Genomic DNA, 26,789 nt, shown 5'->3' on the forward strand with positions numbered 1-26,789 from the left:
ACACCTTCTCATCTATTAATAACTCTCCAGCAGTGATTGGACGATCAAATACCAACCATCGACAAGGACGAACAACAATATCTTAAACGGTAATGAAATCATCACAGGAGGAAGCATCATCATCCCCATTGCCATCAGCACACTCGCGACGACCATATCAATGACTAGAAACGGTACGAAGATCATGAATCCCATCTGGAATGCCGTCTTCAACTCACTTATGGCGAATGCCGGTACCAAAGTCGTCAGAGGGATATCCTCAACACTTTCCGGTCGTTCCTCTCCTGTATAATTCATGAATAATGCCAGATCTTTTTGTCGAGTGTGTTTTGCCATGAATTCTTTCATTGGCATACTTGCTCGATCCATCGCTTCATCTTGAGAAATTTCACCTTCCATGAACGGTGTGATCGCTTGTTCGTTCACATCGGATAGGATTGGTCCCATAATGAAGAATGTCAGGAATAAAGCGAGTCCTATCAGAACCTGGTTAGGCGGCATTTGTTGTGTAGCAAGACCATTCCGGACAAAGGAAAGCACGATGATGATCCTCGTAAACGAAGTCATCAATACGAGAAATGCCGGGGCAAGGGAAAGGACAGTCATCAGGACTAACAGCCGAACTGTAGTAGCGACATTTTCTGGATCATTGTTGAACAGTTCATTACTGATACCTGGTAGTTCAATCATGGTCATGCCCCTTCTTCTTTAAAGACTCCATCAACGCATTGCGGTTTTGTTTCGTATCACTCAGCTGTTTCTTCAAAATCCCTTGAAAGTTCGTTTTGTCAGAGTTATCTCGGTTGTTCCATAACGAACTGATCCATCCGGCTAAGCCATTCATTTTTTCTGACCCAGTCATTTGTGTCTCATTGGTTGCCATCAATGCTTCGATTTCTTTTTCGTCTTCAATCTCTTTGATCAATTCGACGTTATCCCCAACACCCACGACAAGTATCCGATTTCCCACTTTTACCAACTGGACGGAACGTTGATTTCCAAGCATCGCTCCACCAAGTGTCTGGATTCCTTTTCCTTGATGGATCACCTGTGTGCGTTTATGCAACAGCTTCAAAACAAGTACCATAAGCCCGACTACCAATGCCAGCGCAAAGAGTACTTTCATCATGGTCGCGAATGTGGATGGTCCTGAGTCTGGTTCGGAGGCACTCACTGTATTTTCTTTTTCTTCCGGCACCTCTTTTCCACTTTCGTTATAACACTCGGAAACAGATTTCCCTTCGCATCCTTCAGGTGAATTGTCGGTATTGGCAGAAATGTACGATGGTCCACCGAATAAAAGGAATCCTATCATAAGGACCAATATGTTTGTTTTCCAATTCACAAGTGACACCTTCTTAGGCTTCAAGTGTTTTCTTGATCGCTTCAATGACGCGCTCCGCTTGAAACGGCTTTACGATGAAGTCTTTCGCCCCAGCTTGGATTGCATCAATGACCATCGCTTGTTGTCCCATTGCAGAACACATGATTACCTTCGCGTCAGAATTCAAAGCACGGATCTCTTTCAATGCTGTGATTCCATCCATTTCCGGCATCGTAATATCCATCGTCACAAGATCAGGTGTATGTTCTTTATACAATTCAACCGCTTGTGCGCCATCACTTGCTTCACCTACTACATCGAATCCATTCTTTGTAAGGATATCTTTGATCATCATTCGCATGAATGCTGCATCGTCTACAATTAAAATACGGTTTGCCATGTTTCGTTCCCCCTGAAAATAGTCTTATTGTAATTTTTCTAATCGATCTCTCTGGCTGATTATCTCTGTTACTCTTACACCGAAGTTCTCATCAATGACAACAACTTCCCCTTTTGCGATCAATTTCTGATTGACCAGGATATCGACCGGCTCCCCAGCCAGCTTGTCCAATTCGATGATCGAACCATGTGATAATTCCAAAATATCTTTGACGGCTCGTTTCGTCCGGCCAAGTTCCACGGTGACCTGTAATGGAATATCCAACAACATGTTAAGGTTCCGTTGGTCCACCGAAACAGATTCATTAGGAGCGAAATCTGTAAAAGCCGCTGGATGGACATTTGCGTTACGCTGATTCGTATAAGACGGTTCAATTTGCTCTCTTTCACTCTGTTGATGTGTTAACCCTGCAGTTTGATGGTTTTCTGGTACCATAGACGGTGCTGATTGCTCAGGTTCTTCATAAGCGGGTTCTTCGTTCAGGGCACCATTACCGCTTTCTGGATTCATTAACTGATCTACAAGCTCTTTTCCGAAATGCAGCGGTACAAGCTGCATGATATTCGAATCGATCAAATCCCCGACTTTTAATTTGAATGAGACTTTCACAAGAACATCATCTTTCGGAATATTGTCCGTCCCTTCATCTGCATTCACATCCATCAAATCAATGGTTGGTGGAGAAATATCGACTCGCTTATTGAACACTGTCGACATCGATGTGGATGCTGATCCCATCATCTGATTCATCGCTTCTTGCACTGCACTCAAGTGAAGTTCTCCCAACTCACCATGTGGATTCGTACCGTCACCACCAAGCATGAGATCTGCAATGATCTGCGCGTCTGAAGTCTTGATCACAAGCAAATTCGATCCATCAAAACCTTCCGTATAGCTTACCAACACAGCTACATGAGGCTTCGGAAATTCATCAGAAAGCTTGTTCCGTTCCACAATCGAAACATTCGGTGTTGTAATTTCAACCTTCTGATTCAGAAGTGTGGACAATGCAGTCGCCGCACTTCCGAACGAGATGTTCCCGACCTCTCCGATCGCATCTCTCTCAATGTTTGTTAACAGTTCTTCATTCGTTTCCTCTTTTGGACTTTCTTTTCCGCCATTCAATAAAGCGTCGATTTCTTCTTGGGAAAGCATGCCATCACTCATCATTAAAGTCCCCTTTCTCGTAAGCATCAATAATTTGGATCGCCATTTGATTTTTTACCTTACCGGGTTGTCCGATAAATTTATTTTTCCCTTGTACATTGATCGTCAATGGCTCTGAAATTTTCTGATCTAACTCTAAAACGTCATTGTTCGATAACGAAAGGAATTCCTGGACTGAGATCTGGCACCTGCCGAGCTCAGCGGTGAGGGGCAGCATAGCTGTCTTCACCCTGCTCTCCAGCTTTTCGACTTCTTCAGGCAGTCTTTCACGCTGCTTGTTCTGCATCCAATGATGTACAGACAGCTTAGGAATGATGGGTTCTAATACGACATGCGGCAGGCAAATATTGATCATCCCGCTTGTTTCCCCGATTGTAGTCGTCAACGAAATGACAACAACAGTTTCATTCGGTGAAACCATCTGAAGGAATTGAGGGTTTACTTCAAAATCCAGCATCTCGGGTTCCACATCAATGATCGTCCCCCATGCTTCACCGAAACAATCCAAAGCACGGTCAAAGAGCTGGTTCATGATCCTCGTCTCAATTTCTGTCAAACTATCAACCTTGTTCATTCCTTTTCCTTGCCCGCCCAAGACCCTGTCGAGCATCGCATAGGCAATGTTCGGGTTGACCTCGATCAGCAGGCGCCCATCCAAAGGCGGTGCCTCGAACAAATTCAGGATGGTCATTTTAGGGACGGATCGAATGAACTCTTCATATGGAACCTGGTCTACCGAAGCTACTGATATTTGGACGTATGTACGAAGCTGGGCAGAAAAGTATGTAGTCAATAAACGAGCATAATTTTCATGTATCCGGCTCAGGCTCCTCACTTGATCTTTTGAAAACCTTAGTGCTCTTTTGAAGTCATACACTTTCACTTTCTTTTCTGCTTCTTCTTTTTTTAGTTCCTCAGCATCCATTTCTCCAGTGGATATCGCTGATAATAATGCGTCAATTTCGTTTTGGGAGAGTACATCTGCCAAGAGCCTCACCTCTTTTCTGTTGTAATTCTCAGCTTTTTATTGGACAACTTTTTCAGTAGTGAACACTCGGATAACCTTACCGCTATCAAGAAACTCATTGATCGTCTTTTGCAGGCTGGATTCCAGGTTTGCAATACCTTCAGGACCCTGTAGTTCGTCGGATTTCGTTCCAGAAAGCTGATAGATGATCGAATTCTTCACCTGGAACATCCTGGTCTCCAGTTCTTTCTTCGCTTTCGAGTTATCTACTTGGATTCGGAATGCCATCTTCGCAAACCCTGTATCTTCGAGGTTGGTCATGATCTGTTCAGTATCGACAGAAAGATCCTTCAATTCATTGGCTGATAGCTCATTAGAAGCTTTGACCTCATCTTTAGAGGATAGATTCATATAAAGCACTACACCCGCTACAGCAACAATGGAAATAGCTGTAATCATAACCAGCATGGTTTTGACGAGGTTGTTTTTCACGACTAATCATCCTCCTTTTGCTTCGGCAATCCTAGAATCGAGATTTCCTTATAAAACTTGTTAACTGCTTCCTGAACTTCATAAATCCCTTCTTTCACCACAAATTTCCTGCCATTTGTAAGGGTGATCGTCGTATCGGGAAATGCTTGTACCTGTTCGATATAAATGGCATTCAATGTAAAGGTTTGTCCATTCAATTTGGTGAGTTGGATCATGTTATGTGGGGCTAGTCAGTGCCAGCCCCTTTCACCTCACTTTATCTCTTTAAATTGACGAGCTCCTGAAGGATTTCATCTGATGTCGTGATGATACGAGTATTCGCCTGGAAACCACGCTGTGCCACGATCATTTCGGTAAACTCTTCAGAAAGATCCACGTTGGACATTTCTAAAGCTCCAGCTACGATTTCACCAGCCCCATCTTCACCTGGAGTTGCTAAGGCATTTACATCAACTTCACCAGAGTTGGTAGTTTGTTGGTAAAGGTTGGATCCAACCTTTTCAAGTCCTCCGTTATTAGCGAATTTCGCTATTCCTATTTGTCCAGCTTCTGTTACTTCACCACTAGTAGCATCAATATAATTAACCGTCCCATTATTACCGATACTGAAGCTTTCTGCATCTACAGGGATATTAATTGGCTGACCAGCTGTATCTAACAATTTCAATCCATCAGAGTTGACTAAGTCTCCCTTTTGATCTAAATAAAAGTTTCCTGCACGAGTATAGAAACTATTCGTCTCATCTCCAACAACGAAAAATCCATCTCCAGATAATGCAAGGTCGAGCGGTCGTCCTGTCGTTTGCAGGCTTCCTTGTGTATGGATCGTATCGATGGTTGAAAGCTGTGAACCCAGACCTACCTGTTTCGGGTTGACCCCGCCTCGGTTATCATTCGGAGCACTCGCCCCTGAAATTTGCTGTGACACCAGATCCTTGAAAGTCGTTCTCCCTTTTTTGAATCCATATGTATTCACGTTTGCGATATTGTTCCCCAACACATCTAACTTGGATTGGAAGTTTTTCATTCCACTGATTCCAGAGTACATTGAACGTAACATCTTTAAAAATCCCCTCTCAATTTTAGGTGTGCTGCCTCAGTCAGTCAGCAGCATCAGAGCTTCCTATCGGTCCAGCTCTATTTAGTAATAAGATTAATAAGATAAAGTTAAATTTGAGGATTATCAGAACCAAGAATTTCGAGGCACGGCAGTCACGAAGACCGGAGTGACGAGCAATGCTCACCTACTCGCTACGAGTTGCGCCAAGGAAGCCAGTTATTAGGCTCTACTTTAAGACGCAGGCGCATAGTATCTATCGATAATCTGAGTGACAACGTAACAAAGAAATTCGCCGGTGATGGTAACCGGAATAATTTAACTCTCCTTAATAATTCAAGACAATCGCACCATTAATATTTGTGAAAATATGATCTGAAGCTTCGTCTCTATTCATCGCGGTTATGACGGTATTATTCGTCGTATTGACGACTAGTGCCGCTTCTCCAACCAATACGAGCGAATCCTTGATCCCCTTATGTTTCGCTTCGGTTATCTTCTCGTTGATTCGTTCCCAGGTAGGTTGTTCGATCCTGATGTTCCGCTCTGCTAATCTAGCATTCGCGTGCTTGGAAACCTTCAAATCTTGTACCTGGCTATGGAGAAGGTGTTGAAAATTGGTCCTGATCTGTTCCTTCTTATTGATCACTTTGTTCCTTGGTGGTATCGACGAAGTGATCGGTGGTTGATAAACTCGTTGCATCTGATCACCTCTTTTCTTTTTTCTTACGCTGATAATGTGATGATCTGACTTGGTGATAGTTTCGTTCCATCCGTCAATTCGATTTTGGTTTCACCTTTATCGAAATGGACCTTGGCAACCTCACCTGTCAAAGTCGTTTCTACCGGTTGGCCATCTTCATTTGACTTATCGATCCAGGTGATTTCCTTGCCGATCAATTGACTGTACTGCAGGAGCTGACCATTATTCTGATGTGAAACCCAGTTCTGTAACGTATCATTCATATTGACCATCTGTTCAAGGCTTGAGAATGAGGCCATTTGGCTGATGAATTCACGATCCTCCATCGGATTTAAAGGATCCTGGTTTGCTAATTGCGCGATCAGGATTTTCAGAAAATCATCTTTGCCGAGATTCGTGTTGCCCGTCTGCCTCAACTGAGCGCGATCCGGGAGCATTAAGCTTTGGTCGATTTTAGCTTCCATCGATATTACACCTCCTCATCGATTCCCATTTCCTTCAATAGTTGCTCGAAAGAACCTTGATTTTCTTCATCGTTTTTATGCTCTTGTTCCTGCGTATGTTCTTCACTTGAAGATTGTTGGTTCTCGCGTTCTTGATCATCACTCATCCAATCAGGCGTATGGCTGCTGATTTCAATTTTATCGATGGTGATATTCTGACCCTGTAATGAATGTCGTAATTGATGCAGATTCGTTTCAATCAATTCCTTTGCCTGTACAGTTGAAGCGATGATTTTAGCTGCGATCTCTCCATTTCTTTGGACAATCTGGATATCGAGTGACCCAAGATTCTCAGGGAAGAGTTTAATGCTGAGCTGTGTACTGCCATTCGGAAGTGTCATGATCCTTCCCCGATTCAACAACTTTGCAAGTTCATTTCCGAACTGCGTAGATGGTGTATGCTCTTGCGGTGCATGCAGTATGAATTGTTCAACTTTACTCATGTTCGTTGGACTTGTCACACTAAAAAGCCCTGATGTAGTACCCCCTTCAGACTTCGGAAGTTGGACTCCGATCTCCTGACCCCCTGTATTCCCGGCAGGTGCTGCAGGCTGATTTTTCATTTGTAAAAACATCGACTGATTGAAATTCTTGCTAGTCATTTTCTGTTCATTCGTTGGCGCTGTTGTATTTCCAGTGCTTTGTTGTGCCGCTTTCCCTTGCAGATCCATCAACATCTGTTTCAAATTGTGTTGCTGAGGTAAAGTGTGTGCAGCATCATTTTTCATCAGGAACTTTATGAACTCTTGCAGACGTCCCTCAGGTTTCATGTTTCCTTTTAAAAGTTGAGGATCGTTCTGCTGAAGAAGTTCAAGCACTGGCTTGTCCATTCCGCTTTGTTTCAGATCTTTGATAACGTTCTGGTCATTTCCATGCTGTATTGGCTCGAGAATAGGCATCGTCTTCATCAGGTTCTTCAGCAAAGGCGGAGGGATTTGTTGACTATCTGATAGTTCAGTTTGTAATTGCCCGATCAGTTCTTCAAGACTCAAATCTGTTCCATTCAGATCATTCAACTCGTCACGGAATTTTTCTAGCTGATTCAGCAATTGCTCACTCGTCATCTCTTCCTGTTGTTGATTCAATCCAAGCGCTTCAGCAACAACTTTACCGAAGGCTCCTTCTCCAACTTTCGTGTTTGTTTGTGCTGTTTTTGAACCAGAGAACATTTGTGTGTTCATCAACATGTTTGCTACGATTGTCATCTTTTCACCTCCTTTCAATAGATGAACATCAATTTGTTAAAAGCTTAGTCAATTCCGCAGCCTTTTCAGGATTCATCTCAGCTAACACATTTGCTTGAGTATCCGAATCAAGGCTTGCGATGATTCTCGCCGCTTCACTCTGTTCCATGCTTTCGAAGATTTTAGCCGCGTTCCCATGCGCCATCGTTGTATACACATCTGATATTTTTGCCATCGATTCATTTTTTTGAGCTTGGTCTTCTTCTTGCTTTTGCAATTGATCTTTCAATAGAGCTATATCGGATTGATGCTCTTTGATTTCATCGTCCTTTTGCAGCACTGCTTTTTCTGCATCTTCAACTTGTTTCTGCAGTGTTCTGATCTGACTTTCCATCGATATGATCAAATCCTCGTTAGACTCTTCTGCATCCTTTTCAACTTCAACCCAATTCGAAATTACAGGGACATTTGCTGCGTAGTTCTTTCCTTTCTCGATCAAGTTCACACCCATCAAAGAAAAAATGATGACTGATAATGAAGCTGCGAAAAGTAATGGGATTACCACCACAAGCAGGAATTTTAAAACTTTACTCGATTTCTTCTCCAAAAGCGCCTCACCCGATTTCGTTTGAAGTATGTCTCAATACAGCAAGTTCATCTGTTGCTTTCATTTCATCGATCTTACTATTGTATTGATATCTACTAAATTGTCTTTCTTTCAACTTTTCATATTTTTTCACATCAATCGTCTCCGACATGAGTCTCTCGTGCGCCGTCTGCATATTCTCCCTGGCATGCTGCAACCTTTGCTGTAACGATTGCACCTGGTAGTCCAGTTGATCGATGTACTGATTGTAATGCTGCAATGTTACGATCCTATCTCCATCGATCATCCGCTGAGACTGCTGAGACTGGAGTGTTTCCTTCTTTTTTAGGACTTCATATAACTCATAGCCGATTTCCTCGAATCGCTCTTGTTTTTCTATGTATTCCTTTTGGGTCTTGTCCTTTACTTGTTGCTTATAATCAAGGACTTGTTCCATCCTGAATTGATACCCCATCGTCTACCTCTCCTCCTGGAAAAGTCTTAAAAGCTCTTCAATTGATTGGGAAGCATTTACATCATCATTGATTTTTTGGCGAAGGAACTCCATGATTTTAGGATAGTAGTGAATGGCATCATCCACTTTTTTCGAACTTCCTTTTTTATATGCGCCGATTGAAATCAGATCCTCCGACTCTTCATAAGAAGCAAGGAATTCCCTGGCCTTGGCTGCTGCATTGATATGTACTGGATCAGCTATATTGTTCATGATCCGGCTTACACTCTTCAATACGTTTATAGATGGGAAGTGCCCCTTGTTTGCAAGATTACGATCCAAGACAATATGCCCGTCCAGTATCCCTCTGACAGCGTCAGCAATGGGTTCATTCATATCATCCCCATCGACCAATACGGTATAGAATGCAGTTATACTGCCATCCACATAGGTTCCTGACCTTTCCAGCAGCTTAGGCAATAAGGCAAAAACAGAAGGTGTATACCCTTTGGTTGCGGGAGGCTCGCCAACTGCCAGGCCTACCTCGCGTTGTGCCATCGCAACACGTGTGACAGAATCCATCATCAGCATGACGTCCTGCCCTTGATCCCGGAAGTATTCAGCCAATGTAGTCGCAGTGAGTGCACCTTTTATCCTTAGTAACGCTGGCTGGTCTGAAGTCGCTGCGACAACAATCGTTTTACGTAGCCCTTCTTCACCAAGTTCGTGTTCTACGAATTCTCGAACTTCGCGGCCACGTTCACCAATCATGGCGATGATGTTAATATCCGCACTTGATTGTCGCGCTACCATCCCCATCAATGTACTTTTTCCTACTCCGCTTCCTGCAAAAATTCCAATTCTTTGGCCTTTTCCAATCGTCAAGAAACTATCTATGGCTCTGACGCCGCAACTAATATTTTCAGTAATCCTGGGCCTTTTCATAGGATTAGGAGGTGCGGCATCCGTCAAACAAGCCGATAGGCCATGAGGCAGTTCCTCACCATCCAACGGTCTACCTAATCCATCCAACACTTTGCCAATCAAGGATTTCCCTGCTTTGATGTGTAGTGGTTTACCTGTCGCTTCTACTAAACTTCCAGGGGAAATTTCCTGGATCGAGGTAAAAGGCATGAGAAGGACATGTTCTTCTCTGAAACCGACCACTTCAGCTGGAATCCTTTTGTTGATCGTATCTCCTGTGTGGATATAGCACACATCCCCGATTGATGTTTTCGGACCTTTTGATTCGATCATGATTCCGATGACCCGATTCACTTTACCGAAGCGTTTGAACGGATCGATCTTTTGAACAGCAGTCAACATCGGTTCAATGTCCATGTTCCTCACCCACACATTCCAATAGTTTTTTCTTGATCTCTTCTAGCTGGCTGTCGATAGAAGCATCAATACGGCCGTATTTCGTCTCAATCAGACAAGTGTGGTCTTTGATGGACTCTTCAGGAAAAACTACAATCTCAGAATTTAATTGAACCGAAAGTTCTTTCGTAAAAGTGGATGTCAGCTCATAGTATTTTGGAGATACGAATAGTTTGATATCCTCTTCACCCTTCACCTGTTTCAAAGTTTCTTGGATAAATCTTGTCCAGTTTTCATCAGATTCAAGTTTGTCAGCGAGGATTTTACCCGCTATTTCTACACTCAATCGCAGTATTTCAGGCTCTGATTCGATGATTTTTTTCCGGTAATCGGATTGTGCCGCAGATAGGATATTGTTCGCTTCATCCAACTTCGTTTTGTAATCTTCTTCTGCTTCCGCAAGCCCTTTTTGATATCCTTTTTCATAGCCTTCTGAAGAGGCCTGATTTCGTGCCTCCTCTATTTGTCTATCGATTGTTGCCTCTTTTTCTGCGAGCTCTTTTTCCTTGGCCGCAGATTCTGCCTCAGCCTGTTTCAAGAGCTCTGCTGCTTGCTGTTCAGCTCTTTCGATAATCGCCTGTGCTTTTTGCTCTGATTTCAAGCATACCGATTCTGTTACGTCTTCGTTGTCCTGCAAAGGCTCTACAGGACGGAATGTGTTCAATCGCTTGATTTCGATTGGTTCACGGTCAGTCTTATTGGACAAAGGTGAAAACTTGATGACTCTAGACAATGATATCGTCTCCTCCACCACGTGCGATCACAACTTCTCCAGCTTCTTCAAGTCTACGTATGATTGAAACAATACGGGATTGCGCTTCTTCTACATCACGAAGCCGAACTGGCCCCATATATTCCATCTCTTCCTTGAAATTATCCACCATCCGTTTGGACATGTTTTGATATACGATCTCTTTGACTTCTTCACTTGCTGCTTTCAATGATAGTAAGAGATCCTCATTTGGTATTTCACGGATGACTCTTTGAATCGATCGGTTATCCAACGTTACGATATCTTCAAATACAAACATTCTCTTCTTGATTTCCTCTGCTAATTCAGGATCCTGTACCTCTAAAGCATCAAGGATCGTTCGTTCTGTACTTCTGTCGACGCCATTCAAGACTTCCACGACAGCCTCGATTCCTCCAGCCTGAGTAAAGTCTTGTGTAACCGTCGTGGAAAGCTTCTGTTCAAGAATCTGCTCAACTTCGGTTATGACTTCTGGCGATGTGCGATCCATCAAAGCGATCCGCTTAGCAACGTCTGCCTGCACTTCTTGGGGCAGTTCCGATAAAATTTGGGCTGATTGTGCCGATTCCAGATAAGAAAGGATCAATGCAATCGTCTGTGGGTGTTCATTCTGGATGAAATTCAAAATCTGCCCCGGATCCGCTTTCCTTGCAAAATCAAATGGTCTGACTTGCAAAGTTGATGTCAAGCGGTTGATGATGTTCGACGCTTCACTTGCCCCTAAAGCTTTTTCTAGTACTGTTTTTGCATAACCGATACCACCCTGAGTGATATATTCCTGCGCTAGCGCAATTTGATGGAATTCATCTATAATGTCCTCTTTGATCGAGGATTCAACTTTTCTTACATTCGAGATTTCCAATGTCAAGCGTTCGATTTCTTCTTCACTTAGATGCTTATAGACTTGTGCTGAAACATCCGGCCCCAGTGAAATCAACAAAACAGCTGCCTTTTCTCTGCCGGAAAGTTTTTGTAGTCCTCTAGCCACTGGTACCACCCCTATTCATCCGACAACCAAGAACGAAGCAATTTTGCGAATTCATCCGGCTTGTCTTTTGCCAGTCGTTCTAGTTGTTGTTTACGAGTTGTTTCTTCTGTTTGCTGAGGTTTCAACTCAGGAACATCTTCAACCTGATAGTCAACCCCGCTATATTCGTCTTCCTCTACTTCTTCTTTTCGATTTCTCAACAATAAGAAGAGTAGAATGATGATGAAGATCAGTAACACACCGCCGACAATATAAATCCATAGAGGAACTTTGTTTTCCACAGTCGGCAGTTCAACCTTCCCTTTAAACGGCTGAGCTGAAACGATGATTTTCTGACCGATTTGTTCTTCTGTTATTTCATTTGTCTGATCTTTTGAGATGGTCGTTCGCACTACACTGCTCAACACTTGTTCGATATCATCTATCCGATCTGCAGGCAATGAATTAGGATTTTCCGGCTCCGGCGGCTCTACCATTACCTGGATTCCGATATCCCTGATTGTAAATGGTGCTTCTTCAACTTCTTTATGTATACGGTTCACTTCATTGTTGATTCGTTCTTCTACACGTTGATAATCACCTGACTGTCCATCTTCCCCTTGATAAGAAGGGACGTCTGTATCTCCTGTCCCGGCTACACCACCTGGTGGGGTTCCGTTGCCCGTATATGTTTCACGGATCCTTTCGACACTCATCTGAATGCCTTCCATTTTCTCCTGATCAACAGGCTCAACAAGTTCTTCTTGGCGTTTTTCTTTAGTGAAATCGATGTCAGTAGTGACTGAAACCACCACTTTTTCCGGCCCCATCATCGTGCCTAACATACGTTGTAGGTTCCGCTGCAAATCTTTTTCAACGTCATCCTTGATCGCTTTTTGCTGCTCATAAGCTGAAAGTGTAGTAGATTCCTTCTCAGCGTCCTTCAAATCAAAATAATTAAAGAATTGATCCATAATGACGATATTATCTGTAGGTAAGGACGGTACACTTTTTGAAACAAGGTTGTACAAAGAGTTGATTTGCTGCTGTTTCAGCGTGTATCCAGGCTCTAAATCCAAAACGACAGAAGCCGAAGCCGTCTGTTCTGCATCAGTCACCCAAACATTTTCTTTGGGCAGATTGATCATCACTTTCGAATTTTGAACCCCATCAATACTACCAATCAGATTTTGCAGTTCTGTTTGCATGGCAGCTCGTTCAACAACACCGAATTCCTTATCTGTCATACCGAATCCATTGTTTTCCACAAAATATTTATAATCAATGGTCCCGCTTTCCGGCAGGCCTTCTGAAGCAAGGTCTACCTTCAGCGCATCAACTCTATCTTCTGGTACATTGATCGCTGTTCCGTTATTTACAATTTCATAACTGATTCCTTTTGTATCAAGACTGCTTTTTATCTGCCCAGTTTCCTCTGGGGACAGTCCGGAATATAACGGAACATAATTCTTATGAGAAACGATGATGGTCAACAGTATGATTAAGGTTAACAAACCGATAAAAGAACCTATGATCAACGTTTTCTGTTTCTTGGTACGTTCTTGCCAATATTGCTGCATTTGATTTTTATATGACGAGATCTTTTCGTTCATTTTATCCCCCGGTCGTCATTCGCAAAAAAATTTATTTTCAATGGTCAGAAAATTTTCATGACCCTCGAAAACTATGTGCGTAAATGTAATTGCTATAGAATGCTATCAAACCTGCATTCTCATGATTTCCTGATAAGCTTCAATCGCTTTGTTCCGTACTTCCACAGCTGTATTCAAAGTGATACTTGCCTTTTCAGCTGTGATCATCACATTATGTAAGTTGTCAGTCTTGCCTGAAATGAGCTTTTCTGTCTCGATATCAGACTTGATCTGAGCTTCATTGACCTTATGTAGTAAATCCTTAAATGATAACGCCAGCTGATCACGTGCTTGACTAGGTGTGGATTTTTCAACAGCTGGTAATGTAGTCACATTTAATTGTACTGGTTGCAATCACAACACTCCCTTTACCTTCCGATTTCCAGCGCTTTCATATACATCCCTTTTGCTGCGTTCATTACAGTCACATTCGCTTCATAAGACCGAGTAGCACTCATCAAATCCACCATCTCTTTGAGGGGATCGACATTCGGCATGCGTACATATCCTTGATCATCTGCATCTGGATGCTCTGGTTGATATGCCAATTTAAAAGGTTGTTCATCTTCTACAATCGAACTTACTTTGACACCCTTCAACTGATCACCCGATTGTACTTTCGATAAAATCGAATTGAATTCTGTCCCTCCTGGCTTAAGTACGACCATTTTTCTTCGGTAAGGCTGCCATTCTCCATTCACCAGCTCTGAACGAGACGTTTCTGCGTTAGCCATATTCGATGAGGCAACATCCATTCTAAGCCGTTGAGCGGTTAATGCGGAACCCGAAATATTCATTGAGTTGAATAATCCCATTTATCTATCTTCCCCCTTTGATCACCGTGTTCATTGAACTGAATTTACCATTCATTCGCTGGATCAGCGCTTGATAATACAATTGATTTTCTGCTAGTTTCGTCATTTCCTTATCAATATCAACATTGTTTCCATTATGGGAATACGATGTGTCTGCATTGGTTTTAGTAAAGAAGGATGGGTTAACTGAAGCTTCTGTAGAGAAAGGAATATGCTTCTGGTCCGTCCGATAGGCTTTTATGGAGCGGTTTAAAGTATCCCTGAATTCCACTGATTTAGCTTTATAGTTCGGAGTATCAGCATTCGAAATATTATTCGCAATCGACTCATGATTTGCTGTACGATAATTCAATGCCTGTTCAAGATTTCGAATTGTACTTGAATTTAGCATATCTACCCTCCTTATAGTAAAATTTCCTCAATATCCAACAATTTCTAAATTGCTTTCAGGTGTATTTTATAGTTAATACCATCTACTGTCTATGTATTTTCCGATATTTCGATTTTTTTCGATATAAAGGACTAATATTTAAATAGGACCTTAGACTCATATCATCATATTTCGACTTATTTACTACCTAATTTCCGCAAACTACAGGAAAAATCCTTCTTTTTAATCATAAATATTCGACATAATTCGAGATTGGCTGCTAAAGAATCGGATTTCAATCTGTGCGTTTATAAATAGGCTCTTTCCTAAAAGATTGTTGCTTTGAGTCATTTTTTGAAAAATCACCTTGTGCAAGTTGATTGGAGAGCAAGGTGCGAGACTCCTGCGGGATCAGCGGGACAGGTGAGACCATTCAACGTCGCAAGGCGACGAATGGGCTCACCGCACGCCCCGCGGAAAGCGAGCACCCTGGAGCGGAAATCAACAACTTTCAAGAGCAACAAATGAAAGGAAGGCAATCTCGCCTAAATCAACAATAATGAATTACATAACAGAAAAAAAGAAGGACTGACATTGGCGTCAGTCCTTCTTCCTCATTAGATTGCCTTTAATTTAGAAAGCTCATGTAAGAATTTATCATTCAATACCTTGATATACGTCCCTTTCATTCCGAGTGAACGAGATTCGATTACCCCCGCACTTTCTAGCTTACGGAGCGCGTTTACAATCACTGAACGTGTTATTCCAACTCTGTCAGCAATTTTACTTGCGACAAGCAGTCCTTCGTTTCCATCTAATTCTTCAAAAATATGCTCGATGGCTTCTAATTCACTATACGATAATGAACTGATTGCCATTTGCACTACTGCTTTATTACGAGCTTCTTCTTCGATTTCCTCAGATTTTTCACGGAGAATCTCAGTACCTACAACTGTTGCACCATATTCAGCAAGAATGAGATCGTCATCTTTGAACGATTCATTCAAACGTGAAAGAATCAAGGTCCCTAAACGTTCCCCTGCACCAACGATCGGCACGATTGTCGTAAGGCCTTTACCGAATAGATCTTTGTTTTCAACAGGGAAAGCGGTATAGTCACTGTTGATATCCAGGTTTGAAGATGTTTCTGTAATGTTGAAAAGGTTCTTCGTATATTCTGTAGGGAATTGTCTGTCAACGAGCATCTTCTTCATTCTCTCATTCTCAATTTCCTGTACGAGAGAGAATCCAAGTAATTTCCCGCGGCGACTGACGACGAAAATATTCGCTTCGATCACATCACATAGTGTACCAGCCATTTCTTTAAAGTTAACTGGTTTACCACCAGACTCTTGTAATAACGCATTGATCTTTCTTGTTTTTTCTAATAAATTCATTTGTAACTCCTCCTAATTGTTATAAGATATACTGACTCAAGTCTCGATCTTTTGCAATGGCTCCTAGTTTTTCATCGACATAATCAGGAGTAATTGTAATAGTCTCAAGATTAATATCCGGGGCTTCAAAAGATAAATCTTCCAATAACCTTTCCAAAATCGTATGAAGCCTTCTAGCTCCAATATTGTCAGTATTTTGATTCACTTCGGTTGCGATTGTCGCAATTCTACGAATAGCATCGTCAGAAAATTCTATGTTTATACCTTCAGTTTGCAAAAGTGCTATATATTGTTTTGTCAACGCATTGTCAGGGTCTACCAGGATCGATACGAAATCATCAATGTTGAGACTGGACAATTCTACCCGGATCGGAAACCTTCCTTGGAGCTCAGGTATAAGATCTGAAGGCTTTGCAATATGGAACGCGCCTGCTGCAACGAATAACACGTGATCCGTTTTGACAGGGCCATACTTCGTGACAACTGTCGATCCTTCTACGATCGGCAATATATCTCTTTGCACCCCTTCACGTGAGACATCTGCTGATTGATTGCCTTTACCTGCAATCTTATCTATCTCATCTATAAAAATCATACCCGTTTGTTCGGCTCTTGTAACAGCTTCTTGACCAACTTCGTCCATATCGATCAATTTATGTGCTTCTTCATGGGTCAGGACCTTTCTTGCTTCCTTTACGGTAAGCTTGCGTTTTTTCTTTTTCTTCGGCATCAGATTACCGAGCATATCCTGCATATTCATTCCCATTTGTTCCATTCCTGAGCCCTGGAACAAATCCATCATATTCTGGTTTTGTTCCTCAACCTCTACAGTGACATAATGATCTTCCAATTCACCAAGCGATAGTTGATGAGCAATCTGTTTCCTTTTTGAAGCAATTTGATCTTTTTCAGGATCGGAATTGTCGTTTGAATCTTGTTGTTGTTGATTTCCGAACAACATTTCCAGAGGGTTCTTATAAGAAGTCTGTTCGGGTTTCTTTGAAGGTACCAACATTTCCACTAGCCGTTTATTCGCATTCTGCTCGGCAGGTTCTTTAACCGAGGCCATTTTCTCTTCTTTTACAATACGGATTGATGTTTCAACCAGGTCACGGACCATGGATTCGACATCACGGCCGACATAACCGACTTCGGTGAACTTGGTCGCTTCCACTTTTACAAAAGGCGCGCCTACGATCTTAGCCAGCCTTCTAGCGATTTCAGTCTTCCCTACACCAGTTGGACCGATCATCAGTATATTTTTCGGTACGACTTCATCTCTTATCGATTCGTCGATCAAACTTCTGCGATACCGGTTTCGGAGTGCAATAGCTACCGCTTTCTTCGCACTTTTCTGACCAACAATGAACTGATCAAGTCGTTCAACAATCTGTCTTGGTGTATAATCCATTTTCATCGTGTCAAACTCCCCCGTTTCAAGTTAATTGTTCAACAATTATCTGGTCATTCGTATAAACGCAAATCTCTGCAGCGATCTCTAATGCGCTTTTCGCGATATCTGCGGCAGATAAATGTTCACCATGCCTTTTCAGCGCCCTTCCAGCCGACAATGCATAGTTACCACCTGATCCGATGGCTAGTATCCCATCATCCGGTTCGATGACTTCACCAGTGCCGGAAACAAGCAGAAGTGTTTCTTTGTTCATGACGATCAACATCGCTTCCAGTTTTCGAAGCATCTTGTCACCACGCCATTCTTTTGCAAGTTCTACTGCAGATCGTTGCAGATCCCCATTGAATTCCTCTAGTTTGGCTTCAAATTTTTCGAATAAAGTGAAAGCATCCGCGACTGAACCCGCAAATCCAGCTAGAACTTTACCGTCGTATAACTTTCGGACCTTCTTCGCAGTATGTTTCATCACCACGGCATTTCCGAACGTCACTTGCCCGTCTCCTGCCATTGCACAGCCACCCTTATGATGGACAGCAAAAATGGTGGTAGCATGGAATGTACTCATAATAGACCTCCTCCCATCATTGAATCCTAACCCCGTTTAAGCTCTTGGATGAAAATTGCGATACATCTGCTGTAATCTATCTTTTGTAACATGTGTATAAATTTGAGTGGTAGACAGTTGGGAATGACCCAATAGTTCCTGCACTGCTCTCAAATCAGCACCTTCATTCAACAAGTGGGTCGCAAACGTATGACGCAGCATATGTGGTGTGATGTTCATTGTCAAAGATGTCGATTCGATCATCTTTTTCAGAACTTTCCTCACACCTCGGTCCGTCAGAGGATCCCCTTTATAATTCACGAAGAGTTTATCATGCTCTTTCGTTTTCATTAATGTCTTCCTGCCAGAGTTCAAATAATGGTCCAACGATTCGATTGCATAACTGCCGATCGGGACATATCTTTCCTTGCGCCCTTTTCCCCTTACAAGAATCGTTTCAATCGAAAGATCGATGTCTTTCAGAGTAAGACCGCAGCATTCACTGACTCGAATTCCCGTTCCGTAAAGAAGTTCGAGCAACGTTTGATTCCTCTGTCCCAAGGGAGTGTTTAAGTCTGAAACTTCAAACAACTCCTCAAGTTCTTCTGCGTAAAAGAATTTGGGGAGTCGCTTGTTTTGTCTCGGTAGACTAGCAGTTTTAAAAGGATTCTGTTCTAAGCGTTCTTCTCTGATTAAAAACCGATATAAACTTCGTAATGTTGAGACTTTTCTTGCTACAGATTTTCTGGCATATTTCTTTTCATGCAATATTGTCAGATAGTGACGGACATGTACATAAGAAACAGCAGCAAATAGGTCCAAGCCTTGCTGCCTCATGAATTCCACAAAATCGTCGATGTCAACTTGATAATTGATGACGGTATGCTGCGAACAATTTTTTTCAATTTGTAAATATTCGATGAAAAGACGGATGTCTTCTTGCATATCACGATCAACTTCCTATTATTTTCTGAATAGTGGAACAATTAGCATAAAGACCCCTAAATCGTATCACAACTTAGAGGTCTTGACAATATATATTCACACTTTTGTTAAAAAATTCTGAATTGTTCCCAGTGCTCGCTCTGCAATCTTTTCGTATCGTTCCTTCTTATTCTTGATTCTCTTATCAAGCGGAGGAAAGAGTCCAAAATTCGCATTGATTGGCTGGAAGTTATCCGGGTTGGCAGTCGTAATATATTCTGCCATGCCGCCCAATGCCGTTTCCAGCGGGAAAACAACTGGCTCTTGATCTTGAACAAGACGTGCAGCGTTGATTCCTGCGATCAAACCAGAAGCCGCACTTTCCACATAACCTTCCACACCTGTCATTTGACCGGCGAAGAACAAATCATCACGGTCTTTATACTGGTATGTCCGTTTAAGTAAATTTGGTGAATTGATAAACGTATTCCGATGCATGACACCATATCGAACGATCTCCGCATTTTCCAAACCAGGGATCAATCTTATGACTTCCTTCTGCGGGCCCCATTTCATGTGGGTTTGGAAACCTACGATGTTATAGAGTGTACCAGTCTTGTTGTCCTGTCGTAATTGAACAACGGCATATGGTTGTTTCCCGGTTTTCGGATCTTCTAGTCCTACTGGTTTCATTGGTCCGAAAAGCAAAGTCTTCTTTCCCCGATTTGCCATCACCTCTACTGGCATGCATCCTTCAAAGAAAATTTCTTTTTCAAATTCTTTCAAAGGTACCGTTTCGGCTGAAATAAGCGCCTCATAAAATCGATCGAATTCCTCTTCTGTCATCGGACAGTTCAAGTATGCGGCTTCCCCTTTATCATACCGGGATTTCAAATAAACTTTATCACGGTCGATGCTATCCACTTCAATAATTGGGGCTGCAGCATCATAGAAATACAGATACTCTTCACCTGTCAGTGATAATAACGATTTTGATAGATCCTCAGAAGTCAATGGACCTGTCGCAATGATCGTAGGTCCTTCAGGAATTCCACGGATTTCTTCTTCATAGACCGTCACATTAGGATGACCTTTTACGCGTTCTGTCACTTTCGCTGCAAATTCATGGCGGTCTACTGCCAACGCACCTCCGGCAGGGACAGAACAGTCATCTGCACTTTGGATGATGACAGAATCCAAATGTCTCATCTCTTCTTTAAGTACCCCTACAGCATTAGTCAGGGCATTCGAACGAAGTGAGTTGCTGCAAACCAATTCTGCAAATTTATCCGTATGATGTGCCGGTGTCTGCCTCTTCGGTCTCATTTCATATAGATTGACTTTAATTCCGCGTTTTGACAACTGCCAAGCAGCTTCACTTCCTGCTAGCCCTGCACCTACGACATTAACTGCTTGTAAATTCAATTTCCATCACCCTAATTTTGTTTCTCTTTATAGTCGCAATTCGTACACTGGATCGTATTGCTTTTCTTGGTTTTCTTTTCGACGAGTAAACTTTCGCACTTCGGGCATGGCCGGCTGATCGGTTTATCCCATGAAACGAAATCACATTTTGGATATCGATCGCAACCATAGAAGATGCGCCTCTTTTTACTTTTTCGCTCAACGATATTTCCTTCATTACATTTTGGACACTTTACACCGATATCTTTGACAATCGGTTTCGTGTTTCTGCAGTCAGGAAAATTCGAGCAAGCCATGAACTTCCCGTATCGACCCATTTTATAGACCATCTCGCTGCCGCATTTCTCACAATTTTCACCGGCAGGTTCGTCCTGGATCTCTACTTCTTTCATTTCTTCCTCTGCAACCTTCAATTTTTTCTCAAATTCTTTATAAAAGGCAGCAATGATTTTCTTCCACTCTTCTGTACCTTCCTCGATATGGTCGAGACTCGTTTCCATTTCAGCGGTAAACTTGACTTCAATGACTTCAGGGAAAAACTCAAGGATTAGCTCCAATACGATTTCCCCGAGCTCAGTCGGTACGAATTTCCGCGCGTCTAATGCCACATATCCACGACGTTGAATCGTATCGAGTGTTGGTGCGTAGGTGGATGGTCGTCCGATTCCAAGTTCCTCCATCGTTTTGACCAATCTCGCCTCTGAATATCTTGGTGGAGGCTGCGTGAAGTGCTGGCTCGGTTCAATATCTTCTGTTTTGACCGAATCACCCTCTTTCAGGTCTGGGAGGATCTTATCTTCATCTTTCTTGTTATCATCGTTACCTTCAACATAAACCTTCATGAAACCAGGGAATTTCACTTTTGATCCGTTTGCACGGAAACGTACTCCGTTATTGTCCAGGTTGACCGCCATGGTATCCATGATCGCTGGTGCCATCTGACTTGCAACGAAACGTTCCCAAATCAATTTGTATAAACGATACTGATCCCGGCTCAAATACTTTTTGACAGCTTTCGGATCCCGCAGAGTCGACGTCGGGCGTACTGCTTCGTGGGCATCCTGTGCATTATTGGACTTTTTTCCAGTCGGTCGATTGCTCGTGAATTTCGATCCATATTGTTCTGTAATATAATCGCGTGCTTCACTTTTGGCTACATCAGATACACGTGTGGAATCGGTTCTCATATAGGTGATGAGACCGACAGTCCCTTCTTTCCCAATATCGATCCCTTCGTATAATTGCTGTGCCATCATCATGGTTTTCTTTGCACGGAAATTCAATTTTCTTGCTGCTTCCTGTTGCAATGAAGAAGTGGTAAATGGAGCGGCTGGATTTCTTTTACGCTCTTTCTTCTGAACAGAAGTGACATCAAATGATTCACCTTTGATGTGTTTCAAGACTTCCTTCACTTTTTCTTCATTCGAAAGTTCAACCTTTTCACCATTCAATTCAAAGAAGGACGCTTCGAATTGTTCACCATTTTGATCGAATATCGCTTTGATTTTCCAGTATTCTTCTGGTTTGAAATTTTGTATTTCTTTTTCTCGTTCGACAATCAAGCGTAATGCAACAGTTTGGACACGACCGGCACTTAATCCTTTTTTCACTTTCTTCCATAGCAAAGGACTGATGTTATAGCCGACCAGTCGATCTAGAATCCGTCTCGCTTGTTGGGCATCTACAAGATCCATGTTGATCTTACGAGGTCTCTTGAACGAGTCTTTGATAGCTTGTTTCGTAATTTCATTGAACACAACCCGACAATCAGATGTATCATCCATTTCAAGGCTATGGGCCAAATGCCAAGCAATCGCTTCACCTTCACGATCGGGGTCGGCTGCGAGAAAAATCTTTTTTACTTTCTTTGCAGCAGTCTTCAGGTCTTTCAGTACAGGACCTTTCCCTCTGATCGTAATGTATCTAGGTTCAAAATCGTTATTTACATCAACACCCATTTGGCTTTTCGGTAAATCACGTACATGTCCCATTGAAGCTTTTACGATATATTTTTTTCCTAAATATTTTTCAATCGTTTTTGCTTTGGCGGGAGATTCTACTATTACTAAGTAATCAGCCATAATTCTATCTGTCTCCCCCTTTTTTTCTAATTTTAAAATCTTCCCTATTATTGTATATAGTATGTTGGTTTGTCAAACTTAAGATTTAAAGTCAGACAACTCTTCAAGAATATCTTCCGCACTTGCGGCAAGCTTTGCGCCTTGCTGTATCAAGTGATGTGTCCCCATCGTACGTGGTTCTAATATCGAACCAGGCACCGCAAAAACTTCTCTTCCTTGTTGAAGCGCTTGATCACCTGTTATCAAGGAACCACTCTTTTCACGGGCTTCTACAATCAATGTTCCCCTGGAAAGCCCGCTAATAATCCTGTTTCTCATTGGAAACTGCCACTTTGCCGGTTTCCGATCAGGTGGGAATTCGGAAATCAAAAGATGTTCCGATGCAATCCTTTGTGCGTCCTCGGCATGTTCCCGAGGATAAATATGATTGAACCCGCTGCCAAGAACAGCAATCGTCTGACCATTCGATGTCATCGTGATCCGATGTGCTAAAATATCAATTCCGTAAGCCAGTCCGCTTACAATGGTCCAGCCTTGTTCAATCATGGGAGTGATGATTTTCTCGAGGCTGCGCCGACCGTTAATTGATACATCTCTTGTTCCGACAACGCTCAATATTTTTTCTCCTTGCAAAAGACTCGAATCCCCTTTTACATATAGAACAAGCGGAGGGTCGAAAATTTCCTTCAATAAGGAAGGATATCCCGCATCGAATATGGTAATGACTTCGATGTTTTCATTCTTGTATTTCTGGGATTTGTTCAAAAACGCTTCTTGCTTCTTTTTGTCTCTGATTTGGACTACAGTCGATTGGGAAAGTAGATACTGTGTCTTTAATTGATGATTACTCAATTGAAACACTTTTTCAAGCGTACTGTCTTCCCTAATCATTCTAGACAATGTTTTAATCCCCAAACCCTTGCACTCAGATAAAAATAAAAGACGTTCTTTCTTTCTACTTAACAATGAATCGATCTCCTCTTTTTATAAACTGGAATGTTTTATTACGATTTTTGTGCAATGTATCCACTTGAGGAAAAATCTTCTTCACGATTTGTTCGATATGTATAGGCAATTCACCTTTATTTTTTTGCTCCGTTATTCTTATAGTTGTTGAATCTAGGAAAAGTTCTTCACTGGAACCAGGTTGTACTGTACTTACCCTTAACGGACACAGGAGACGTTATTTGACCAAAACAATAGATTTCTATAAACCTTACGGACACCAGGGACCTTATTTCGCAAATATCATAGTAAAACAGCTGCTTTTTTCACAAATAACGGCTCTGGTGTCCGTTATGTAAAAAGTGGCTGCTTAATCTAGATTGCGATTGACCACCTTTCCCCCATGGTTGTTGCGGTTTTTCTTTAAGGCTGTTTTCGCAAACTTAGTTGCTCTTGCACTTAAAGAAAGTATAAAATACTTTCTTCAGTATAAGGGCAGCTAAGGCTCGACCTACAAAAGGCTTGGTCTCGCCAAGTTTTCTTTAAAAGGCGTTGATTTCCGCTCCAGGATGCTCGCTTTCCGCGGGGCGTGCCGGTGAGCCCACTCGTCGCCTTGCGACCTCAGGAGTCTCCTTTTCAAGGAAGCATTTGTGCTCCTGCGTCTACAAGAAAGTCCTGTCGAAGCGAGCCTCCTCGTCGCATGCCTTGCGAGGAGATTATTCAGGTAGTAGGCACGCTGATCCCGCAGGACAAGGAAAGCTTCGGCAGCGTTACATCGCACGAAGAAAATGCGATTTTCATTTTCGAGGAGTCTCGCACCTTGCTCTCCAATCAACTTGCACTAGGTTATTTTTTAAAAATAACTCAAGAGCCACAATCTTTTAGAAAAGAGCCTTCATTAATAAAGCATCTGATTTCATGTAACAATTATGTAAAGCATAACGGAGCAACATTTATGTATCTAACTCTGCGGACGAACTCCTTGCCCATATAAAAAGAAACAGGAGCCGGTCCGTTAGCCCCAGACATCTCTGATCGGAGATCTCTGAAACCTTTCTTCGGGCCAGCCCCTTGTTGTATTATTTGCTATGTGTTGTGCAAGATTCTAATAGATTCTGTTCTTTTAATACAGAAATCAACGTTTCTCCCATTACAGATGGCGTTTCAGCTACCTTGATTCCACATGCATTCATGGTCTTGATCTTTTCTTCCGCAGTACCTTTACCGCCTGAAATGATTGCACCTGCATGTCCCATGCGCTTTCCTGGAGGTGCAGTTTGACCGCCAATGAATCCAACAACAGGTTTCGTCATGTTCGCTTTTACCCACTCTGCAGCTTCCTCTTCAGCAGTACCACCGATTTCACCGATCATGATGACTGCATAAGTATCTTCATCCTCATTGAATGCTTTAAGCACGTCGATGAAGTCTGTACCATTGACTGGGTCCCCACCGATACCTACTGCTGTAGATTGGCCGATACCAGCTTGAGACAGCTGATGGACTGCTTCATAAGTCAATGTTCCAGAACGGGAAACAACCCCGACATGTCCTTTCTTATGGATATAGCCAGGCATAATTCCGATTTTACATTCTTCTGGAGTGATGACACCAGGACAGTTCGGACCGACCAAGCGCGTCTTCTTGCCTTCCATATAACGCTTGACTTTCACCATGTCGATTACAGGAATGTGCTCTGTAATACAGATCGCTAGGTCAAGCTCTGCATCTACTGCTTCAAAGATCGCGTCTGCAGCGAACGGTGCAGGCACATAAATGACAGAAGCATTCGCTCCAGTTTCTTTCACTGCTTCTTCAACTGTGTTGAATACAGGAACTCCTTCAACTTCTGTTCCACCTTTACCAGGCGTCACTCCTCCAACGATTTTAGTACCGTATTCAAGCATTTGTTTCGTATGGAAAAGGGCTGTTGAACCTGTGATCCCTTGTACGATTACTTTCGTATCTTTATTAACATAAACGCTCATCGAGTTTTCCCCACCTTCCTACTTCACTAGTGAAACGATTTTTTCTGCACCGTCAGCCATAGACTCAGCTGCAGTGATGTTCAATCCGGATTCATTCAACAATTTTTTACCAAGGTCTACATTCGTTCCTTCCAGACGTACGACTAGAGGAAGTTCAAGACCTACTTGTTTCGTAGCTTCGATTACACCTTCAGCAATAACATCACATTTCATGATTCCGCCGAAAATGTTTACGAAGATACCTTTTACATTTTGATCAGACAAGATGATTTTGAACGCTTCAGTTACCTTATCAGCTGTTGCACCGCCCCCAACATCAAGGAAGTTCGCAGGGTCCCCGCCGTAATATTTGATGATGTCCATCGTTGACATCGCAAGACCTGCTCCGTTAACCATACAACCGATATTACCGTCTAGGGAGATATAGCTGAGGTCGTACTTAGAAGCTTCGATTTCCTTAGGATCTTCTTCATCTAAGTCACGCAATTCTAGAATATCTTTATGACGGAATAATGCGTTTGAATCAAAGTTCAATTTCGCATCAAGCGCCATTACATTTCCATCTCCAGTCGTTACGAGAGGGTTGATTTCTGCAATTGAGCAATCCTTCTCAACAAATACAGTATATAAGCCCATCATGAACTTGACTGTTTTATTCACGAGTTCTTTCGGAATATTGATGTTGAAAGCTAAGCGGCGAGCCTGGTAAGGACTAAGTCCAACTACCGGATCGATCACTTCTTTAAAGATTTTTTCAGGTGTCTTTTCTGCTACCTCTTCGATTTCAGTACCGCCTTCTTCAGATGCCATCATGACGACACGTGAAGTAGCACGGTCCAATACAAGTCCTACATAGTATTCTTTCTTGATGTCACAGCCCTCTTCAATTAGAAGACGCTTAACTTCTTTTCCTTCAGGGCCTGTTTGATGGGTAACGAGTGTTTTGCCTAAAATCTCTTCAGCATATGTACGCACTTCATCAAGATTTTTAGCAACTTTAACACCGCCGGCTTTCCCACGTCCACCAGCGTGAATCTGAGCTTTAACTACATTGATTTCAGTACCGAGTTCTTTAGCTGCATCTACTGCTTCTTTAATCGTATATGCAACCTTTCCATTAGGAACTGATACCCCATACTTTCTCAAGAGTTCTTTTCCTTGATACTCGTGGATATTCATTCTCCATCCTCCTATCATGTGTCTAATCTATGCAACACCGTTTTTATTGTATAAATAAACCGCTCTCATGTCCACCGTTGCGACTGATTTCTCTTGAATTTCAAGAATTTGGGATGGAAA

31 protein-coding genes are annotated in these 26,789 nt (G+C 42.3%); 1 reads left to right on the forward strand and 30 read right to left on the reverse strand.

Features of this window, described 5'->3' with window-relative positions; translation table 11 throughout:
• Positions 1 to 15 precede the first annotated feature (15 nt).
• The 28 genes from fliP to dprA form a co-directional block, all read right to left on the reverse strand.
• Positions 16 to 690: a flagellar type III secretion system pore protein FliP gene (fliP, locus tag ACTWQL_RS09910; RefSeq protein WP_443142291.1), complete on the reverse strand. Its 675-nt coding sequence runs from the start codon at positions 688 to 690 to the stop codon at positions 16 to 18.
• Complete coding sequence (locus ACTWQL_RS09915; protein ID WP_443142292.1) at positions 683 to 1,345, reverse strand: flagellar biosynthetic protein FliO; 663 nt, start codon at positions 1,343 to 1,345, stop codon at positions 683 to 685. Before ACTWQL_RS09915 ends, fliP begins: the two co-directional genes overlap by 8 nt.
• Before the next feature lie 13 nt (positions 1,346 to 1,358).
• Positions 1,359 to 1,724, reverse strand: coding sequence for a response regulator (locus ACTWQL_RS09920; protein ID WP_443142293.1), 366 nt, complete (start codon positions 1,722 to 1,724; stop codon positions 1,359 to 1,361).
• A 24-nt stretch (positions 1,725 to 1,748) separates the two neighbouring features.
• Positions 1,749 to 2,894 carry a flagellar motor switch phosphatase FliY gene (gene fliY, locus ACTWQL_RS09925; RefSeq protein WP_443142294.1) on the reverse strand — a complete coding sequence of 382 codons (1,146 nt, stop codon included), beginning with the start codon at positions 2,892 to 2,894 and terminating at the stop codon, positions 1,749 to 1,751.
• Positions 2,884 to 3,879 carry a flagellar motor switch protein FliM gene (gene fliM / locus ACTWQL_RS09930; RefSeq protein WP_443142295.1) on the reverse strand — a complete coding sequence of 332 codons (996 nt, stop codon included), beginning with the start codon at positions 3,877 to 3,879 and terminating at the stop codon, positions 2,884 to 2,886. The genes fliY and fliM overlap by 11 nt, the downstream gene beginning before the upstream one ends.
• Before the next feature lie 36 nt (positions 3,880 to 3,915).
• Positions 3,916 to 4,350 carry a flagellar basal body-associated FliL family protein gene (locus tag ACTWQL_RS09935; protein ID WP_443142296.1) on the reverse strand — a complete coding sequence of 145 codons (435 nt, stop codon included), beginning with the start codon at positions 4,348 to 4,350 and terminating at the stop codon, positions 3,916 to 3,918.
• 2 nt (positions 4,351 to 4,352) lie between these two features.
• Positions 4,353 to 4,565 (reverse strand): flagellar FlbD family protein, encoded by a 213-nt coding sequence (locus tag ACTWQL_RS09940; protein WP_443142297.1) that lies wholly within the window; start codon positions 4,563 to 4,565, stop codon positions 4,353 to 4,355.
• Positions 4,566 to 4,606: 41 nt separating this feature from the next.
• The gene (gene flgG / locus ACTWQL_RS09945) at positions 4,607 to 5,410 is read right to left on the reverse strand and encodes a flagellar basal body rod protein FlgG (protein WP_443142298.1); all 804 of its coding nucleotides are present in this window, start codon (positions 5,408 to 5,410) and stop codon (positions 4,607 to 4,609) included.
• Positions 5,411 to 5,735: 325 nt separating this feature from the next.
• Positions 5,736 to 6,110 carry a TIGR02530 family flagellar biosynthesis protein gene (locus ACTWQL_RS09950; RefSeq protein WP_443142299.1) on the reverse strand — a complete coding sequence of 125 codons (375 nt, stop codon included), beginning with the start codon at positions 6,108 to 6,110 and terminating at the stop codon, positions 5,736 to 5,738.
• Positions 6,111 to 6,133: 23 nt separating this feature from the next.
• Entirely contained in the window at positions 6,134 to 6,574 is a 441-nt protein-coding gene (flgD, locus tag ACTWQL_RS09955) for a flagellar hook assembly protein FlgD (RefSeq protein ID WP_443142300.1), read from the reverse strand.
• A gap of 5 nt (positions 6,575 to 6,579) precedes the next feature.
• The gene (locus ACTWQL_RS09960) at positions 6,580 to 7,818 is read right to left on the reverse strand and encodes a flagellar hook-length control protein FliK (RefSeq protein WP_443142301.1); all 1,239 of its coding nucleotides are present in this window, start codon (positions 7,816 to 7,818) and stop codon (positions 6,580 to 6,582) included.
• A gap of 28 nt (positions 7,819 to 7,846) precedes the next feature.
• Positions 7,847 to 8,404, reverse strand: coding sequence for a MotE family protein (locus tag ACTWQL_RS09965; protein WP_443142302.1), 558 nt, complete (start codon positions 8,402 to 8,404; stop codon positions 7,847 to 7,849).
• 7 nt (positions 8,405 to 8,411) lie between these two features.
• A complete protein-coding gene (gene fliJ / locus ACTWQL_RS09970; RefSeq protein ID WP_443142303.1) occupies positions 8,412 to 8,858 on the reverse strand; it encodes a flagellar export protein FliJ in 447 nt (148 codons plus the stop codon).
• A 3-nt stretch (positions 8,859 to 8,861) separates the two neighbouring features.
• On the reverse strand, positions 8,862 to 10,178 hold the full coding sequence (gene fliI, locus ACTWQL_RS09975; RefSeq protein ID WP_443142304.1) for a flagellar protein export ATPase FliI: 1,317 nt from the start codon (positions 10,176 to 10,178) through the stop codon (positions 8,862 to 8,864).
• Positions 10,168 to 10,950 (reverse strand): flagellar assembly protein FliH, encoded by a 783-nt coding sequence (gene fliH, locus ACTWQL_RS09980; protein ID WP_443142305.1) that lies wholly within the window; start codon positions 10,948 to 10,950, stop codon positions 10,168 to 10,170. The genes fliI and fliH overlap by 11 nt, the downstream gene beginning before the upstream one ends.
• Entirely contained in the window at positions 10,943 to 11,956 is a 1,014-nt protein-coding gene (gene fliG, locus ACTWQL_RS09985; RefSeq protein WP_221564291.1) for a flagellar motor switch protein FliG, read from the reverse strand. The genes fliH and fliG overlap by 8 nt, the downstream gene beginning before the upstream one ends.
• An 11-nt stretch (positions 11,957 to 11,967) precedes the next feature.
• A complete protein-coding gene (fliF, locus tag ACTWQL_RS09990; protein WP_443142306.1) occupies positions 11,968 to 13,548 on the reverse strand; it encodes a flagellar basal-body MS-ring/collar protein FliF in 1,581 nt (526 codons plus the stop codon).
• Between the two features lie 105 nt (positions 13,549 to 13,653).
• Positions 13,654 to 13,941, reverse strand: a complete 288-nt coding sequence (gene fliE, locus ACTWQL_RS09995) for a flagellar hook-basal body complex protein FliE (protein WP_443142307.1) — start codon at positions 13,939 to 13,941, stop codon at positions 13,654 to 13,656.
• Between the two features lie 14 nt (positions 13,942 to 13,955).
• Positions 13,956 to 14,402 (reverse strand): flagellar basal body rod protein FlgC, encoded by a 447-nt coding sequence (gene flgC, locus ACTWQL_RS10000; protein WP_443142308.1) that lies wholly within the window; start codon positions 14,400 to 14,402, stop codon positions 13,956 to 13,958.
• Positions 14,403 to 14,406: 4 nt separating this feature from the next.
• On the reverse strand, positions 14,407 to 14,793 hold the full coding sequence (gene flgB, locus ACTWQL_RS10005) for a flagellar basal body rod protein FlgB (protein ID WP_443142309.1): 387 nt from the start codon (positions 14,791 to 14,793) through the stop codon (positions 14,407 to 14,409).
• Positions 14,794 to 15,067: 274 nt separating this feature from the next.
• Positions 15,068 to 15,205 (reverse strand): hypothetical protein, encoded by a 138-nt coding sequence (locus tag ACTWQL_RS10010; RefSeq protein WP_443142310.1) that lies wholly within the window; start codon positions 15,203 to 15,205, stop codon positions 15,068 to 15,070.
• Between the two features lie 184 nt (positions 15,206 to 15,389).
• The gene (codY, locus tag ACTWQL_RS10015) at positions 15,390 to 16,169 is read right to left on the reverse strand and encodes a GTP-sensing pleiotropic transcriptional regulator CodY (RefSeq protein ID WP_221564278.1); all 780 of its coding nucleotides are present in this window, start codon (positions 16,167 to 16,169) and stop codon (positions 15,390 to 15,392) included.
• Between the two features lie 19 nt (positions 16,170 to 16,188).
• Positions 16,189 to 17,586, reverse strand: a complete 1,398-nt coding sequence (gene hslU, locus ACTWQL_RS10020; RefSeq protein ID WP_443142311.1) for an HslU--HslV peptidase ATPase subunit — start codon at positions 17,584 to 17,586, stop codon at positions 16,189 to 16,191.
• 19 nt (positions 17,587 to 17,605) lie between these two features.
• Positions 17,606 to 18,148, reverse strand: coding sequence for an ATP-dependent protease subunit HslV (hslV, locus tag ACTWQL_RS10025; protein WP_443142312.1), 543 nt, complete (start codon positions 18,146 to 18,148; stop codon positions 17,606 to 17,608).
• 36 nt (positions 18,149 to 18,184) lie between these two features.
• Positions 18,185 to 19,072, reverse strand: coding sequence for a tyrosine recombinase XerC (gene xerC / locus ACTWQL_RS10030; protein ID WP_443142313.1), 888 nt, complete (start codon positions 19,070 to 19,072; stop codon positions 18,185 to 18,187).
• 96 nt (positions 19,073 to 19,168) lie between these two features.
• Positions 19,169 to 20,476, reverse strand: a complete 1,308-nt coding sequence (gene trmFO / locus ACTWQL_RS10035; RefSeq protein ID WP_443142314.1) for an FADH(2)-oxidizing methylenetetrahydrofolate--tRNA-(uracil(54)-C(5))-methyltransferase TrmFO — start codon at positions 20,474 to 20,476, stop codon at positions 19,169 to 19,171.
• An 11-nt stretch (positions 20,477 to 20,487) separates the two neighbouring features.
• On the reverse strand, positions 20,488 to 22,557 hold the full coding sequence (gene topA / locus ACTWQL_RS10040; protein WP_443142315.1) for a type I DNA topoisomerase: 2,070 nt from the start codon (positions 22,555 to 22,557) through the stop codon (positions 20,488 to 20,490).
• Between the two features lie 78 nt (positions 22,558 to 22,635).
• Positions 22,636 to 23,448 (reverse strand): DNA-processing protein DprA, encoded by an 813-nt coding sequence (gene dprA, locus ACTWQL_RS10045; RefSeq protein ID WP_443142439.1) that lies wholly within the window; start codon positions 23,446 to 23,448, stop codon positions 22,636 to 22,638.
• Between the two features lie 754 nt (positions 23,449 to 24,202).
• Here dprA and ACTWQL_RS10050 point away from each other — a divergent pair.
• A complete protein-coding gene (locus ACTWQL_RS10050) occupies positions 24,203 to 24,496 on the forward strand; it encodes a hypothetical protein (RefSeq protein ID WP_443142316.1) in 294 nt (97 codons plus the stop codon).
• Between the two features lie 85 nt (positions 24,497 to 24,581).
• Here the strand turns inward: ACTWQL_RS10050 and sucD are convergent, their stop codons facing one another.
• On the reverse strand, positions 24,582 to 25,490 hold the full coding sequence (gene sucD / locus ACTWQL_RS10055; protein WP_443142317.1) for a succinate--CoA ligase subunit alpha: 909 nt from the start codon (positions 25,488 to 25,490) through the stop codon (positions 24,582 to 24,584).
• Between the two features lie 18 nt (positions 25,491 to 25,508).
• A complete protein-coding gene (gene sucC / locus ACTWQL_RS10060) occupies positions 25,509 to 26,669 on the reverse strand; it encodes an ADP-forming succinate--CoA ligase subunit beta (protein WP_443142318.1) in 1,161 nt (386 codons plus the stop codon).
• Positions 26,670 to 26,789 lie beyond the last annotated feature (120 nt).

Source organism: Pseudalkalibacillus sp. R45 (assembly GCF_052246725.1).
Taxonomy (GTDB): Bacteria; Bacillota; Bacilli; order Bacillales; family Fictibacillaceae; genus Pseudalkalibacillus.